The sequence below is a fragment of the Herbaspirillum sp. LeCh32-8 genome (assembly GCF_017814915.1).
In the GTDB taxonomy this organism is placed as follows: domain Bacteria; phylum Pseudomonadota; class Gammaproteobacteria; order Burkholderiales; family Burkholderiaceae_D; genus Herbaspirillum.
This window is the reverse complement of sequence record NZ_JAGIPZ010000003.1, coordinates 340,882-354,863: the sequence shown is the minus strand read 5'-3', so window position 1 is coordinate 354,863 and position 13,982 is coordinate 340,882. Positions and strand designations below refer to the sequence as shown.

13 protein-coding genes are annotated in these 13,982 nt (G+C 64.1%); 5 read left to right on the top strand and 8 right to left on the bottom strand.

Annotated elements, in window-relative coordinates; genetic code table 11:
- Positions 1-935: 935 nt before the first annotated feature.
- The 3 genes from J8I26_RS09345 to J8I26_RS09335 form a co-directional block, all read right to left on the bottom strand.
- The gene (locus tag J8I26_RS09345; protein ID WP_209606398.1) at positions 936-2,042 is read right to left on the bottom strand and encodes a J domain-containing protein; all 1,107 of its coding nucleotides are present in this window, start codon (positions 2,040-2,042) and stop codon (positions 936-938) included.
- A gap of 144 nt (positions 2,043-2,186) precedes the next feature.
- Entirely contained in the window at positions 2,187-3,593 is a 1,407-nt protein-coding gene (locus J8I26_RS09340; RefSeq protein ID WP_209606396.1) for a sensor histidine kinase, read from the bottom strand.
- A gap of 3 nt (positions 3,594-3,596) precedes the next feature.
- Complete coding sequence (locus tag J8I26_RS09335) at positions 3,597-4,280, bottom strand: response regulator transcription factor (RefSeq protein ID WP_209606394.1); 684 nt, start codon at positions 4,278-4,280, stop codon at positions 3,597-3,599.
- A 269-nt stretch (positions 4,281-4,549) separates the two neighbouring features.
- Here J8I26_RS09335 and phnD point away from each other — a divergent pair, with 269 nt between their 5' ends.
- The 5 genes from phnD to glpD all read left to right on the top strand — a co-directional run bounded on the left by phnD (position 4,550) and on the right by glpD (position 9,698).
- Positions 4,550-5,545, top strand: a complete 996-nt coding sequence (gene phnD / locus J8I26_RS09330) for a phosphate/phosphite/phosphonate ABC transporter substrate-binding protein (RefSeq protein WP_209606392.1) — start codon at positions 4,550-4,552, stop codon at positions 5,543-5,545.
- Between the two features lie 159 nt (positions 5,546-5,704).
- Positions 5,705-6,475: a phosphonate ABC transporter ATP-binding protein gene (phnC, locus tag J8I26_RS09325; RefSeq protein ID WP_209606390.1), complete on the top strand. Its 771-nt coding sequence runs from the start codon at positions 5,705-5,707 to the stop codon at positions 6,473-6,475.
- On the top strand, positions 6,472-7,269 hold the full coding sequence (gene phnE / locus J8I26_RS09320) for a phosphonate ABC transporter, permease protein PhnE (RefSeq protein WP_209606388.1): 798 nt from the start codon (positions 6,472-6,474) through the stop codon (positions 7,267-7,269). Before phnC ends, phnE (J8I26_RS09320) begins: the two co-directional genes overlap by 4 nt.
- Entirely contained in the window at positions 7,262-8,095 is an 834-nt protein-coding gene (gene phnE, locus J8I26_RS09315) for a phosphonate ABC transporter, permease protein PhnE (protein ID WP_209606385.1), read from the top strand. The genes phnE (J8I26_RS09320) and phnE (J8I26_RS09315) overlap by 8 nt, the downstream gene beginning before the upstream one ends.
- A 13-nt stretch (positions 8,096-8,108) precedes the next feature.
- Positions 8,109-9,698 carry a glycerol-3-phosphate dehydrogenase gene (gene glpD, locus J8I26_RS09310; RefSeq protein ID WP_209606383.1) on the top strand — a complete coding sequence of 530 codons (1,590 nt, stop codon included), beginning with the start codon at positions 8,109-8,111 and terminating at the stop codon, positions 9,696-9,698.
- On the opposite strand, the gene J8I26_RS09305 is transcribed toward glpD, so the two are convergent.
- The 5 genes from J8I26_RS09305 to ureC all read right to left on the bottom strand — a co-directional run bounded on the left by J8I26_RS09305 (position 9,680) and on the right by ureC (position 13,982).
- A complete protein-coding gene (locus J8I26_RS09305) occupies positions 9,680-10,291 on the bottom strand; it encodes a HupE/UreJ family protein (protein WP_209606381.1) in 612 nt (203 codons plus the stop codon). The two genes, glpD and J8I26_RS09305, sit on opposite strands and share 19 nt — an antisense overlap.
- Positions 10,292-10,370: 79 nt before the next feature.
- A complete protein-coding gene (ureG, locus tag J8I26_RS09300; protein ID WP_209606378.1) occupies positions 10,371-11,006 on the bottom strand; it encodes an urease accessory protein UreG in 636 nt (211 codons plus the stop codon).
- 42 nt (positions 11,007-11,048) lie between these two features.
- A complete protein-coding gene (locus J8I26_RS09295) occupies positions 11,049-11,729 on the bottom strand; it encodes an urease accessory UreF family protein (RefSeq protein WP_209606376.1) in 681 nt (226 codons plus the stop codon).
- A 5-nt stretch (positions 11,730-11,734) separates the two neighbouring features.
- Positions 11,735-12,265 carry an urease accessory protein UreE gene (ureE, locus tag J8I26_RS09290; protein WP_209606374.1) on the bottom strand — a complete coding sequence of 177 codons (531 nt, stop codon included), beginning with the start codon at positions 12,263-12,265 and terminating at the stop codon, positions 11,735-11,737.
- Between the two features lie 16 nt (positions 12,266-12,281).
- Positions 12,282-13,982: an urease subunit alpha gene (gene ureC, locus J8I26_RS09285; protein WP_209606372.1), complete on the bottom strand. Its 1,701-nt coding sequence runs from the start codon at positions 13,980-13,982 to the stop codon at positions 12,282-12,284.

Sequence of the window (13,982 nt, the reverse complement as noted above, 5' to 3'; positions counted from 1 at the left end):
GTAGGTCATCGTCAGGCTTGTTACTCCGCATAACCCCACCATCACACGATGGTGGGGTTTTTGCTTTTGCGCTCCCACAACGCACTTCGCCACTCCAGCGGCATCCTCCACTCCCGCAGCGCCAGCACAACAACGTTTTTCTCCCACAACCCGGCCATTACGCCTCATACCCGGGCGCTCTTTTGCGTTTTCTCTGCCATTCCCACCGCTCTCGCATCGGATAACCTAGTTACGGCGTATCGGATCTAGCTGAAGAGGGCTTATCCGCCGAACGAACTGGTCCTCTCTTCAGAAAATCCCCCAAGATGAGTTGCGCTCGGAGCTCACAACATAACGCCGGCGGCGCTCCCGGCCGTTCTGGCTGTCCTGTGTGATGCGCAACGCTTGGGCGACCGCTCAGAGACGCGGAGATTTATCCTCGGGCTTCGTCGCATTGCTTCTCGCAGGGGTTAAGTTCTGCACAGGGAAATTCGGATGATGCCTGACCTGCATTTCTTCCCGCGCCTCGAATGAGTCCATTCGACGCCGACATCCGGACCAGCTTCACCAGGCGATGTGCATTTACCCGCATCACCGGCGGATAAGCATGACTGGCCATGACAATGAACATCGCCTCTCAGCGCTAAAGTTGTACACAGCCCAGATGCAGCGTGGTTTGATTTCTTATTCTTATGCACTGCGCGCAGTCGCCGTGCGTCCAATCAATCCATCTTGTTCACAGGCGCCTGAACAAAGCCCCATCTCGTTCCCCGCAAATCAGATCAGGCGGCAGCAAACAACGACAAACACCCAATAAAAAAGCCGGCTCGCGCCGACTTCTCAAGCAAACCAATTCCGACAGACCCGCCAACGTTCAAACATCGAGAGCACAACTCAATCTATCCACAGGCAAATTCGTAAACAACGCCTCGTTCTTGCCCTCCACCGCACGTCACTTAACGATCACGCAGCGCCTCCTTCATGCGCCGCTTCGTCTCCTTGAGCCATGGCTTGAGCAACTTCACATCATCCACCTGGGCAAGATCCGATTCGACAGCCGACTTCACGCTCGATTGCCTGGCGATCTCCTCCTTCAGCAGCGCCAGCGCCGTCTCAGGCGTCAGTCGTTGCGCGGAACGAATTCCATAGCCGTGCGCAAACTGCCCTTCCGCCTGCGCGACTTCCTGGTCAAGCTCGTCCAGCTGCTCCCTCAGCAATTTGTTGTAATGACGGAGACGATCGTCACCCAGGTCACCCAAGCTGTTCCGGTCAAGCTGCTGCAATTCGATCTGCACCTCCAGCAGATGCAGCAAGTCCTGCTTGTCATACGCCTGATTCACCGCCTGCAGCATGGCTGTCTTGCGCAACTTCAATTCAGGATCAGGCTCGCGATCCGGATGCAGTGCGCTTGCCAGCTTGCGGTAGATCTCGCGTAGCGACTGGTTCAGCTCCGCCTGCAGCGTCTCGCGTCGCAGTTGCGCGGCTGCCGGCTTCTTTGCCTTCGCACGTTCGGCGCGGCGCTCAGCGCGCGCCTCTTTGCGGGCCGTTTCCTGTGCTTGTTGATCGGCCAGCTTGCGCCGCGCATGGCGCAGCAACTCGGCCGTCGACGCGAAGTCCTCGCTGCGTCCCAATGACTGGCCCAGCCATTGCTCCATCTCGTCCTTCATTGCCGCTACTTCTTCGGCGGCATCCTCGTCATAGTCGGACGCGCTATGCCGATTGAACACCGCCTTCAGCACATCATCCGTTGCCACGTCATCTCGCTTGCCGGCCAAGGACGCCACCAGCGAAGACAACGTGCGTCGCTCCGAAGCGCTCAGCGCGTCGTTGCAGGCGTGCGCGTCGAGCGCCAGGATCAGCTGCCGCTCCAGCGCATCGGCGGCATTGCGCAATGGCAGCAACCGCCCGGAAAATGCCTGCTGGAAATCGGGAACCACACGCTCCCAGTCGGCCAGCAATGCGCGTCGCTGACCAATCTGGGCCACGAGCGAATTGAATGTCTGCTGCTCTCTCGACAGCGTCGCATCGGCAGCGAGCGACGCACTGAGCATCATGGAGGACATGGGGGAAGTGGGGGCAACGGACATGGCAAAAAGTGTAAATCAACGCAGGCCGCCAGTGTAACAACGAAGCGGCAAGGACGACCCACTGCGCCGTTGTCATCCGTCATGCGCGCGTGAGCGAGAAAGCCGCAGCGCGTCAGCAACTCATGTCGCCGTCACCGCCGCAAACATCACCATCGCATTGAGCCCGTCGCATTCGGCGCGACCAGGCGCGAAGCGGTTATCCAGCCGTATCGATGCATTCATCGAATCGACGATTTCGCCGCAGATCGTCAGCCCCAACCCACCGGACGAAGCGCCGCTGGAAGAAAACGCCTTGAACACATTCTCCATCGTCTCCGCAGCAATGCCCGCACCGCTGTCCCACACCAGCAGGCTGGCTTGCATGCCTTCGCTGCGAATACGCACGCCCAGCTTGCCGCCCTCGGGCGTATGGCGAATGGCGTTGTGCAGCAGATTGGAAATGAGCTCGCCCACCATCCACGGGTGGCCCATCACGAAGGCCTTTTGCGCGTCGAGCTCGAAGTCCAGGTTCTTCTCTGCAATCAACGGCGAGAGATCCACCGCCGTCTCGCGCGCCAGCATGCCGAGGTCGCAGACCTCCTGCACGCCGCGTCCGCGCAGCTGCTCCACCTTGGCCAGCGACAGCAGCTGATTGGCCAGGTTGGTGGCGCGCTCCACCGTGTCTGACATCTCGCCCAGGATCACCTGCGCCGGCGCATCGCCGCGCAGGCCGGATTGCAGCTGGGTCTTCAGTACCGCCAGTGGCGTACGCAGCTGGTGCGAAGCGTTGGCCACGAAGCGCTGCTGGTGATCGAGCAGGCGGCGCAGCCGCGACATCAACTGGTTCAGTGCATTGATGAACGGCTGCAACTCGCGCGGCGCCATCGGCGGCGCCACCGGGGACAGATCGTCGGCGCTGCGTTCGTCAAGCTGGCGCCGCAATGCATCCACCGGCTGCAACGCGCGCGAGACCACATACAGTGTCACCGACACAATCACCACCAGCAGCAGCGCCTGGCGTATCAACGTCTCCCAGAAGATCTTGCGCGCCAGGGCGCTGCGGTTCTCCATGGTCTCGGCCACCTGAACCAGCGCGGCGCCGTGCGGACCATTGGTCACCACCGGCTGGAACAGCGCGGCCACCCGCACCGGCACGCCGTTATACGTATCCTCGTAGATGCGCGCCAGCGCAGGGTAAATAGCCGCTTTGTCGGCCTTGCCCTTGTAGGCCGGCAACTCCGCGTCGCCGTCGAAGAACTTGCCGTCGAGGTCGTTGATCCGGTAGATCATGCGACTGGAGTAATCCGCTTCGTAGATTTCCAGCGCCGCATAGGGTAGCGATGCCTTGAGCTCGCCGTTCTCGATGCGCAGCAGGTCGCCGATGGAGTGCACTGAGGCGATCAGCATCCGGTCATAGGCGGTGTTCACCGACTCCAGCGTATTGCGATACAAAGAGAAGGAATCGATCACGATGAACAGCGCGATCGGCGAGATGATCCACGCCAGCAGATAGGCGCGCACCGAGCGGCGACGAGACAGCACGCGCATGGCTCAGCCTTCACCCGGCGTGCTGCGTTCGCGCAGCAGGTAACCCAGCCCGCGCAGCGTCATGATCTCGGTGCCGGTCGGCATCAACTTCTTGCGCAGGCGATGCACTACCACTTCCACGGCCTCGATCTGGGTATTCTCCTCCATCGGAAACACCAGTCGGAACAGCCGCTCCTTGGTCACCGCATGGCCCGGCTTGGCGATCAGCGCCTTGAGCAAAGTGTGCTCGCGCGGCGTGAACTCCAGCGGCTCGTCGTCGCAATAGAAGGCGCCCGAGCTGCGCTCCAGCTTCAGGCGGGCGCAACGCTGGAAACTGTCCTCGGCATTATTGCGCCGACGCAACAGCGCGCGGATACGCGCGTCCAGTTCATCCAGGTCGAACGGCTTGGCCAGGTAATCATCGGCGCCGGCATTCAAGCCCACCACGCGGTCGCCCACTGCGCCGCGCGCGGTCAGCACGATCACCGGCGTATGGATCTCCTGTGAGCGGATACGCTGCAGCAGGTGCAAGCCATCGAGCCCGGGAATGTTCAGGTCCAGCACCACCAGGTCGCCCACGCCGTCCTTGATGTGCGAGAGCGCGCTGATGCCGTCGGCGCAATGTGTCACCTGGAAGCCGCGCCGCTCCAGCGCGCGAAACAGGGCGCGCGACATGTCGATGTCGTCCTCTACCAGCAGGATATGCATGATCTCCGGTGTCGTTATCGTTAAGCAGTCGCCTTTATACCGCCAAACCAGGCCGGGCGCGAGCCCTCGCTGCGGCTCCCGCCGCGTGGTAATCCCGCGCCAGGCGCGGCATTGAAAGCAGATTGAAAGCCTGCAGAAAGCCGGCTGCAAGGAAACCCCGGATTTGCTGCGTGCGCGCAATAGTAAAAGCTGTCGCGCTCGCCTACACTCCCGCACATCCTCCGCACCCGCTGCGGACTATGATCACAAACCATCCATCAGGAGACAGCATGACCCAGCGTCTGATCAAGACCCTGCTCGCACTGGCACTGGCACTCGCCCTGCCGGCGATCGCCTTCGCACAGGACACCTGCCCCAACCGCGGCGACCTCGACCAGCAATACTGCGACGCCAACAACGACCTCACGGCCGACACCCCCACCGACCCGAAGAAGCTGAAGACCCCCAACACCCTGGTGTTCACCTTCACCCCGGTGGAAGATCCGGCCGTCTACGACAAGATCTTCAAGCCCTTCACCGACTACCTGTCGCAGTGCACCTCCAAGAAGGTGGTGTTCTTCCAGGTGCAGTCCAATGCCGCTGAAATCGAAGCGATGCGCTCCGGTCGCCTGCACGTCGGCGGCTTCTCGCCCGGCCCGACCAACTTCGCCGTGAACATCGCCGGCGCCGTGCCGTTCGCCGTGATCGGCGACGCCAAGGGTTACCAGGGCTACACGCTCAACGTGATCGTGCGCAAGGACAGCCCGATCCAGAAGATGACCGACCTGAAGGGCAAGAAAGTCGCCCACACCGCACCTTCGTCGAACTCCGGCCACATGGCGCCGATGGCCCTGTTCCCCAAGCTGGGCGTGACCCCGGACAAGGACTACAAGGTCATCTTCTCCGGCAAGCATGACCAGTCCATCCTGGGCGTGAACTCCGGCGACTACGATGCCGCCGCCATCGCCTCTGACGTCTTTGACCGTATGGTCGAGCGCGGGGTGATCAAGGCCGAGAACTTCCGCGTGATCTGGCGCAGCGAGAAATTCCCCACCCAGGACTTCGCCTACGCGCACGACCTGGAGCCGAAGTTCCGCGACAAGATGCTGCAATGCTTCTACGACTATCGCTTCACCGACGAACTGAAGAAGGCCTTCGCCGGCGCTGACCGTTTCTACCCGATCAACTACAAGAAGGACTTTGAAATGGTGCGCTTCGTCGCCCACTCTGCCGGCGAGTCCTTCAACCGCGCCGCCTACGACAAGCAGAATTCCGGCAAGAAGTAAGCCGCGCAGCAGCACACCTCAACCGGCCGCGCTCATCAGGCGCGGCCTTCGCAGCAACCGCAATACACCGTCACAAGCAACACGGCCCGGGCGCAATCCCGGGCCGCGGCCGCCTGCATCCCGCAGTCGCGCGCCGACCACCGATAGAAAGCTCCGCGCATGTCACACGCCATCGAAATCCAGGGCCTGGTCAAGGAATACAAGCCCGGCCACCCCATCCTCAAAGGCATCGACCTGAAGATCGGCGACGCCGGCCTGGTCGCCATCATCGGCCCCTCCGGCACTGGCAAGTCGACCCTGATTCGCTGCATCAACCGCCTGGTCGATCCCAGTCGCGGCGCGATCTGGTTCGAGAGCGAAGGCAAGCGCGTGAATTTGGCCGAACTGCGCGGCCGCGCGCTGCGCGAGAGCCGTCGCCACATCGGCATGGTGTTCCAGGAATACAACCTGGTGGAGCGCCTGTCGGTGATGGAAAACCTGCTGTGCGGCCGCCTCGGTTACGTGAACGCATGGACCGCATGGCGCCGCAACTTCGCCAAGGAAGATATCGCCCACGCCTTCGAGCTGCTTGACACGGTCGGCCTGGGCAACTTCGCCAACCAGCGCGCCGACGCATTGTCGGGCGGCCAGCGCCAGCGCGTGGGCATCGCCCGCGCACTGATGCAGCGCCCGCGCCTGCTGCTGGCCGACGAGCCGACTTCTTCGCTGGACCCCAAGACCTCCTTCGAGATCATCTCGCTGTTGAAGGAACAGGGTCGCGCGCAGAAGATCCCGGTGATCGTCAACATCCACGACGTCGAACTGGCCAAGCGCTACGCCGACCGCATCATCGGCATGTCCGGCGGTCACGTGGTGTACGACGGCAATGCCGAGAACCTGTCCGACGATTTCCTCAAGCAGATCTACGGCGGCGAGGACTGGCTGGCATGAGCGCGCTCAACAATACTCCACGCGTGAGCCTGGCCTTCAAGCCGCAGCTCATCACGCGTATCGTCGGCTGGCTGATCGTGCTGTACGCGATTTACGCCGCCACCCAGCTGGGCTTCTCGTGGGAGCGCTTCTCCTCGGGCCTGGGCAACGGCGCCAAGTTCATCGGCCGCATGTTCCCGCCTGACGTGAGCAAGGGCGACATCCTGTGGGACGGCATCAAGGAAACCCTGCAGATCGCCGTGCTGGCCTCGCTGTTCGGCATCCTGTTCTCGCTGCCCATCGGCCTGATGGGCGCGCGCAACCTGATGCCGGCCTGGATCTCCTGGCCCGCCCGCGCGCTGGTCTCGGTGTGTCGTTCGCTGCACCCGGTGATCGTCGCCATCCTGTTCGTGAAGGCAGTCGGTTTCGGCGCGCTGGCCGGCGTGCTGGCATTGATCGTGGCCTCGATCGGCTTCATCGGCAAGCTGTTCGCCGAAGCCATCGAAGAGATTTCCATCAAGCAGGTCGAAGCCATCCGCGCCACCGGCGCCTCGTTCATGAACGTGATCCTGTTCGGCGTGCTGCCGCAGGTGCTGTCGCGCTTCGTCGGCTTCTCCACCTATCAGCTCGACTCCAACCTGCGCAACTCGACCATGGTCGGCATCGTCGGCGCCGGCGGCGTGGGCGGCGTGTTGTTCTCCGCCTTCCAGCGCTTCGACTACGACTTCGTACTCACCATCCTGGTCACCATCATTACCATCATCGTCGTCGGCGAACTGCTGGCGAACTCGGTCAAGAAGGTCTTCAATGTCTGATACCGCACTCCGCAACCCGCAGGCCATCGGCAATCCGGCCGAGCGCGAATGGCAGCGCCACACGCCGCTGCAGCGCGTGCTGCGCTTCGCCGTCTGGCTGCTCATCGCCGCCGCCGTGGTGCAGTCGCTGCGCTACATCGAGATCATCCCCGAGTTCCTCTACGACGCGCCGGAACAGATGAGCGACATGCTCGGCCGCATGTGGCCGATCGACTGGGAATATTTCGGCACCGACGTCAAGGCCGGCCTGATCGAGACCCTGCACATCGCCACCCTGGGCACGCTGTTGTCCATCGCACTGGCGATACCCTTCGGCCTGCTGGTCGCACCCAACCTGACCCGCCATCGCGGCCTGAACCTGTTCGCCCGCATCGTGCTGGTGGCCAGCCGTTCGGTGAACTCGCTGGTGTGGGCGCTGCTGTTCCTGGCCATCTTCGGCCCCGGTCCGCTGGCCGGCACGCTGGCCATCGCCTTCCGCTCCATCGGCTTCGTCGGCAAGATGGCCGGCGAGACCATCGAGCAGATGCCGCGCGGCCCGATCGAGGCGCTGCAGGCTTCGGGCGCCGGCAAGTTTTCCGAGATCTGGTACGGCTATTGGCCGCAACTGAAGCCGGCCTTCATGTCCATCGTCCTGCTGCGCTGGGACATCAACGTGCGCGAATCCGCGGTGCTGGGAATCGTCGGCGCCGGCGGCGTGGGCATGGTGCTGGACACCGCGCTGAACCTGTTCCAGTGGCCGCGCGTGGCCACCGTGCTGGTCTCGATCTTCGCCATCGTGATCGTCACCGAAGTGGTGGTGACGCAGATCCGCAAGCGCGTTCTGTAAGCGGGTGGTCGACATGCATGCACAGAGCAGACAATCGGTCTCCTTCCCGCTGGAGTGTGATGTCCTGGTGGTGGGCGGCGGCATCAACGGCGCCGGCATCGCACGCGACGCCGCCGGTCGCGGCCTGTCGGTGGTGCTGTGCGAACAGCACGACCTGGCCTCGCACACCTCGTCCTCGTCCAGCAAACTGATCCACGGCGGTCTGCGCTATCTTGAGCACTACGAGTTCGGCCTGGTGCGCAAGGCGCTGATCGAGCGCGAGGTGCTGTTGCGCAGCGCGCCGCACATCATGTGGCCGCTGCGCTTCGTGATGCCGCATGCCAAGGGCCAGCGCCCGGCATGGCTGATCCGCATGGGCATGTTCCTGTACGACCACCTGGCGCGGCGCGAATTGCTGCCCGGCTCGCGCGCGCTGGATCTGCGCCGTCACGCCGCCGGTGTACCGCTGAAGGCGGAGTTCAAGCGCGGCTTCGTCTACTCCGACGGCTGGGTCGACGACGCGCGCCTGGTGGTGTTGAACGCCATGGATGCCGCCGACAAGGGCGCGCAGATCTACACCCGCACCCGTTGCGACTCGCTGGAGCGTCAGGGCCAACAATGGCAAGCTACGCTGCGCCGCGACGACGGCCATGCGGTGCAGGTGCGCGCACGCTGCGTAGTCAACGCCGCCGGTCCCTGGGTGGCGCAGTTCCTGGGCGAGGCGGCGCATGTGCGTTCCAGAAAATCGGTGCGTCTGGTCAAGGGCAGCCATATCGTGGTCAAGCGCTTGTTCGAGCACGACCATGCCTACATCTTCCAAAACCCCGACGGCCGCATCGTGTTTGCGATTCCCTATGAGCGCGACTTCACGCTGATCGGCACCACCGATGTCGAGTACCGGGGCGCAACCGAACACGTCGCTATCTCGCAGGAAGAAATCGATTACCTGTGCGCCCTGTCCAACCGTTACTTCAACCAGCCCATCACGTCGTCCGACGTTGTCTGGTCCTATGCCGGCGTGCGTCCGCTGCTGGAAGACGCGGCAGCTGACGCGTCCGCCGTCACGCGCGACTACCAGCTCGACCTGAACACCGAGGGCGCGCCCTTGCTGTCGGTGTTCGGCGGCAAGATCACCACTTTCCGCAAGCTGGCTGAAGAAGCCGTGGACATGATCGCGCCGGTGCTGGGCAACCAGCGTGAAGCATGGACCGCCAACGCCTGCCTGCCCGGCGGCGACCTCTTCGCCGCCACGCCGGAGAACCGCGCGGTGCGCGAGTTCGACGCCTTCGTGCAGGGTCTGCAAACACAATACGCCTGGCTCGCGCCGCAGTTGCTGCGTCGTTACGCGCGCGCCTATGGCAGCCGCACCCACGTGCTGCTCAAAGGAAGGAACAAATTGGAAGAGATGGGAGAAGAGATCTTCAGCGGATTGTATGCCGCCGAGGTGGACTACCTGCTGCGTCACGAGTGGGCCAACAGCGCGGCCGACATCCTGTGGCGCCGCTCCAAGCTCGGCCTGCATTTTCCCAAGGGAAGCGAGGCCGTGCTGGATGCGTGGCTGGCCGCGCGCGGCCAGCGTTCACTGCAACAAACTGCCGACGAGCCTCAGGCCGCCAGCAGATAAGCGCCCACGGCGGCAATGCCCACGCCGCCGATGCGCACCACGCGGTCGGCCATCTTCTGGCCGGCCACCACGCCCACGATCAGGCCGGTCGCATGCAGGACGGCGGTGGCCAGCACGAAGCCGGCGCCGTACATCGCGGCCATCGAGCCGTGCGGCAGTTCAGCGCCATGCGCGAAACCGTGGAACAGCGCGAACAGCGACACCACGGCGGTGCTGCCCCACAGCGGCATGCGCACCGCGAATGCAATCAACAGGCCCATCACCGCGACCGAGGCGGCAATACCGGTTTCCACCGCCGGCAGGCTCATGCCGCCGATGGCCAGCAGGGCGCCCACCACCATCATCAACGGGAAGGCCAGCGGCAGCACCCACAGCGCGCGCTGCTTGTTTTGCGCCGCCCACAGGCCCACGGCCAGCATCGCCAGCAGGTGATCAACGCCCGAGAACGGATGCGAGAAGCCGCTCATGAAGCTGGCCGAGGCGTCCATGTGCGCGCCGGGGTGGCCCGGGTGGGCGAAGGCCGAGCCGGTCGCCAGTGCGGCCGCTGCCAGCAGGCCGAGGCGGGCGCAGTTTTTGGTCGAGAGTGCAAACATGTTTTTCTCCTTGTGCAGAAAGCGGATCGTTAAGCTGAAATCGTTGGATGGACGGGCGCGGCGTGCATGAGCTGCAGATTCACTGCTTCGGTTTCTCGTCCAGCAAGCCCTGCTTGCGGATGTAGTCGATCACCTTTTCCACGCCGTCGCCGCTGCGCAGGTTGGTGAACACGAAAGGCCGCTCACCGCGCATGCGCTTGGCATCGGCCGCCATGATATCCAGATTTGCGCCGACGTAGGGCGCCAGATCGGTCTTGTTGATGATCAGCAGGTCGGAACGGGTGATGCCGGGGCCGCCCTTGCGCGGGATCTTCTCGCCGCCGGCCACGTCGATCACATAGATGGTCAGGTCCGACAGCTCGGGGCTGAAGGTGGCGGCCAGGTTGTCGCCGCCGGACTCCACCAGGATCAGGTCGAGGTCGGGGAAGTCGGCGCTCATGCGCGCGATCGCCTCCAGGTTGATCGAGGCATCCTCGCGGATCGCCGTGTGCGGGCAGCCGCCGGTCTCCACGCCCATCAGGCGCTCGGCCGGCAGTGCATCGGCGCGCAGCAGGATCTCCATGTCTTCCTTGGTGTAGATGTCATTGGTGATGACGGCCATGTCGTAGCTGTCGCGCATGCGCTTGCACAGCATTTCGCACAGCGCCGTCTTGCCGGAACCGACCGGGCCGCCGATGCCCACGCGCAGCGGATTGGGAGTGTTGGAGTGGCTCATGTGTTCTGTCTTTTGGTGATGTTGAACGATATTGTTGCGGAATCAGGATCGGTAGATGCGGCTGTACTGCACCTCATGCTGCATCGACAGCAGCGACAACCCGGGTGACCAGTTGGACAGTTCGTCGTCCTGCAGCGTCTGCGCGGTCGCGGCGGCGCGCTCCAGTTCCGGTTGCAGCGACAGCAGCATGCGCTGGCCGGCGACCTGGCCCAGCGGCACGGTCTTCACGCAGGCCAGCACCTGGTTCTCGGCCCAGGCGAACAGCATGCCCAGCACGGCCGCCTCGCGCGGCACCTGCAGCGCTACGGTGGCAAACGCCAGTGCGGTGGGCAGCGGCACCTCTGCTTGCGCCTGCAGGATCGCCAGCAGCTCGGGGTCGCCCAGCTTCAGGTCGGCCGCCAGCTTGCCCAGCGAGTAACCCATCTGGATCGTCTCGGCGCGAAACTCGGACGTGTCGCGCGCGGCGATGAAGCGCTCGGTCCACAGGGTCACCGCCTGCGCATCGCGCGCGGCGAAGGCATCCACCAGGCGCGTGAAGATGGGGGCTTCAAAACGCGCCACCACTTCATGCAAGGCATGCGCGATCCAGGCGCGCGCGCCCGCCTCGTTGGCCACGCGGCCGTTCTCGATGGCGGCCTCCAGTCCCTGCGAATAGCTGTACGCGCCGATCGGCAACGACGGACTGGACAGCTGCAGCAGGTGGAGCAGGGCGGCGGCGTGCATGGCGCTTACGATTCCTTCGGATCGCTTGGGCGATGGATCTTCTGGCGCAGCGGAATCGGCGCCAGCGGATTGTGATGGTGGTCGTCGCCATGATGGTGGTGACCGCCGCCGTAGGCGCCCGCCTCCGGTTCGAACGCCGCCTGCTCTTCCGACACGCGCGCGCCCAGACCTTCCAACATTTCTTTCAGCACCGGGTCCTTGCGGATGCGCAGGAAACCGACGCCGCCTTCCTGGCCGATATGCGCCTGCGTGTGGCGGTTGCCGAGGTGGAAGGCGCAGCGCAGCAGCAGGTGGGCGTCAGTGGCGTCGACCCGATAGGTGGCTTCGGCGGCGGCGGTGATCTTCACCACGCGGCCGTCATCGCCGCGCAGCAGGTCGCCGTTGCGCAGCACGGTGCCGCGCACGGTGAACACGGCCACGTCTTCGCCGGAGACCATGGTGGCGCGCAGGCGGCTCTTCTCGCGCTGGTCGTACGGCAGCACCAGCTCGCTGTCGATCTGGTCGGCCCGTTCGACCTTGGTATTGAGTGTCAGCATGTTTTTCGTGAATGAATCAGAACAGGAAATAACGTTGCGCCAGCGGCAGCGACACCGCCGGCTCGCACACCAGCAGTTCGCCGTCGGCGCGCACTTCATAGGTTTCGGAATCGACTTCCATCTTCGGCGTGGCGCCGTTGTGGATCATGTCGCGCTTGCGCAGGTTGCGCATGTTCTTCACCGCCACCACGGGTTTGTTCAGCTTCAGTTGCTCGCCGATGCCGGCGTCGAAGGCGGCCTGCGAGACGAAGGTCATCGAGGTCTTCAGCCCGCCGCCATAGGCGCCGAACATCATGCGGTAGTGCACCGGTTGCGGCGTCGGGATCGAGGCGTTGGGGTCGCCCATCTGCGCCGCGGCGATCATGCCGCTCTTCAGAATCATGGACGGCTTGGCGCCGAAGAAGGCCGGCTTCCACAACACGATGTCGGCCACCTTGCCGATTTCCAGCGAACCCACCACGTGCGAGATGCCGTGCGTGATGGCCGGGTTGATGGTGTACTTGGCGATGTAGCGCTTGATGCGGAAGTTGTCGTTGCGCGACGAATCTTCCTTCAGCGAGCCGCGTTGCACCTTCATCTTGTGCGCGGTCTGCCAGGTACGCATGATCACCTCGCCCACGCGGCCCATGGCCTGCGAGTCGGAGGACATCATCGAGATCGCGCCGATGTCGTGCAGGATGTCTTCGGCCGCGATCGTCTCGCGCCGGATGCGCGACTCGGCGAAGGCGATGTCCTCGGCAATCGCCGGGTCGAGGTGGTGGCACACCATCAGCATGTCGAGGTGCTCGTCCAGCGTGTTCACGGTGAACGGGCGGGTCGGGTTGGTGGAGGAGGGCAACACGTTGCCTTCGCCCACCGCCGCGATGATGTCGGGCGCGTGGCCGCCGCCCGCGCCTTCGGTGTGGAAGGTGTGGATGGTGCGGTCCTTGAAGGCGGCCAGCGTGTGTTCGAGGAAGCCGCCTTCGTTGAGCGTGTCGGTGTGGATCGCCACCTGCACGTCCATGCGGTCGGCCACCGTCAGGCAGTTGTCGATCGCCGCCGGGGTCGAGCCCCAGTCTTCGTGCAGCTTCATGCCGATGGCGCCGGCGCGCACCTGCTCCTCCAGCGGCAGCGGCAGGCTGACGTTGCCCTTGCCGAGGAAGCCCAGGTTCATCGGGAACGCATCGGCCGCGGCCAGCATCGAGTGGATGTGCCACGGGCCCGGGGTGCAGGTGGTGGCGGCGGTGCCCACCGCCGGCCCGGTGCCGCCGCCGAGCATGGTGGTGACGCCGCTCATGAGCGCCTCCTCGATCTGCTGCGGGCAGATGAAGTGGATGTGGCTGTCGATGCCGCCGGCGGTGACGATCATGCCTTCACCGGCGATGATCTCGGTGGCGCCGCCGATGGCCATCGTCACGCCCGGCTGGATGTCCGGGTTGCCGGACTTGCCGATGCCGGCGATCTTGCCCGACTTGATGCCGATGTCGGCCTTGACGATGCCCCAGTGGTCGATGATCAGCGCATTGGTGATCACCGTATCCATCACGTCGGCATGCGCGCGCTGCGACTGGCCCATGCCGTCGCGGATCACCTTGCCGCCGCCGAACTTCACTTCCTCGCCGTAGATGGTGTAGTCCTTCTCGACTTCCACGAACAGTTCCGTGTCGGCCAGGCGCACGCGGTCGCCCGTGGTGGGACCGAACATCTCAGCATAGGCCGAGCGGGAGATTGTGCTCAT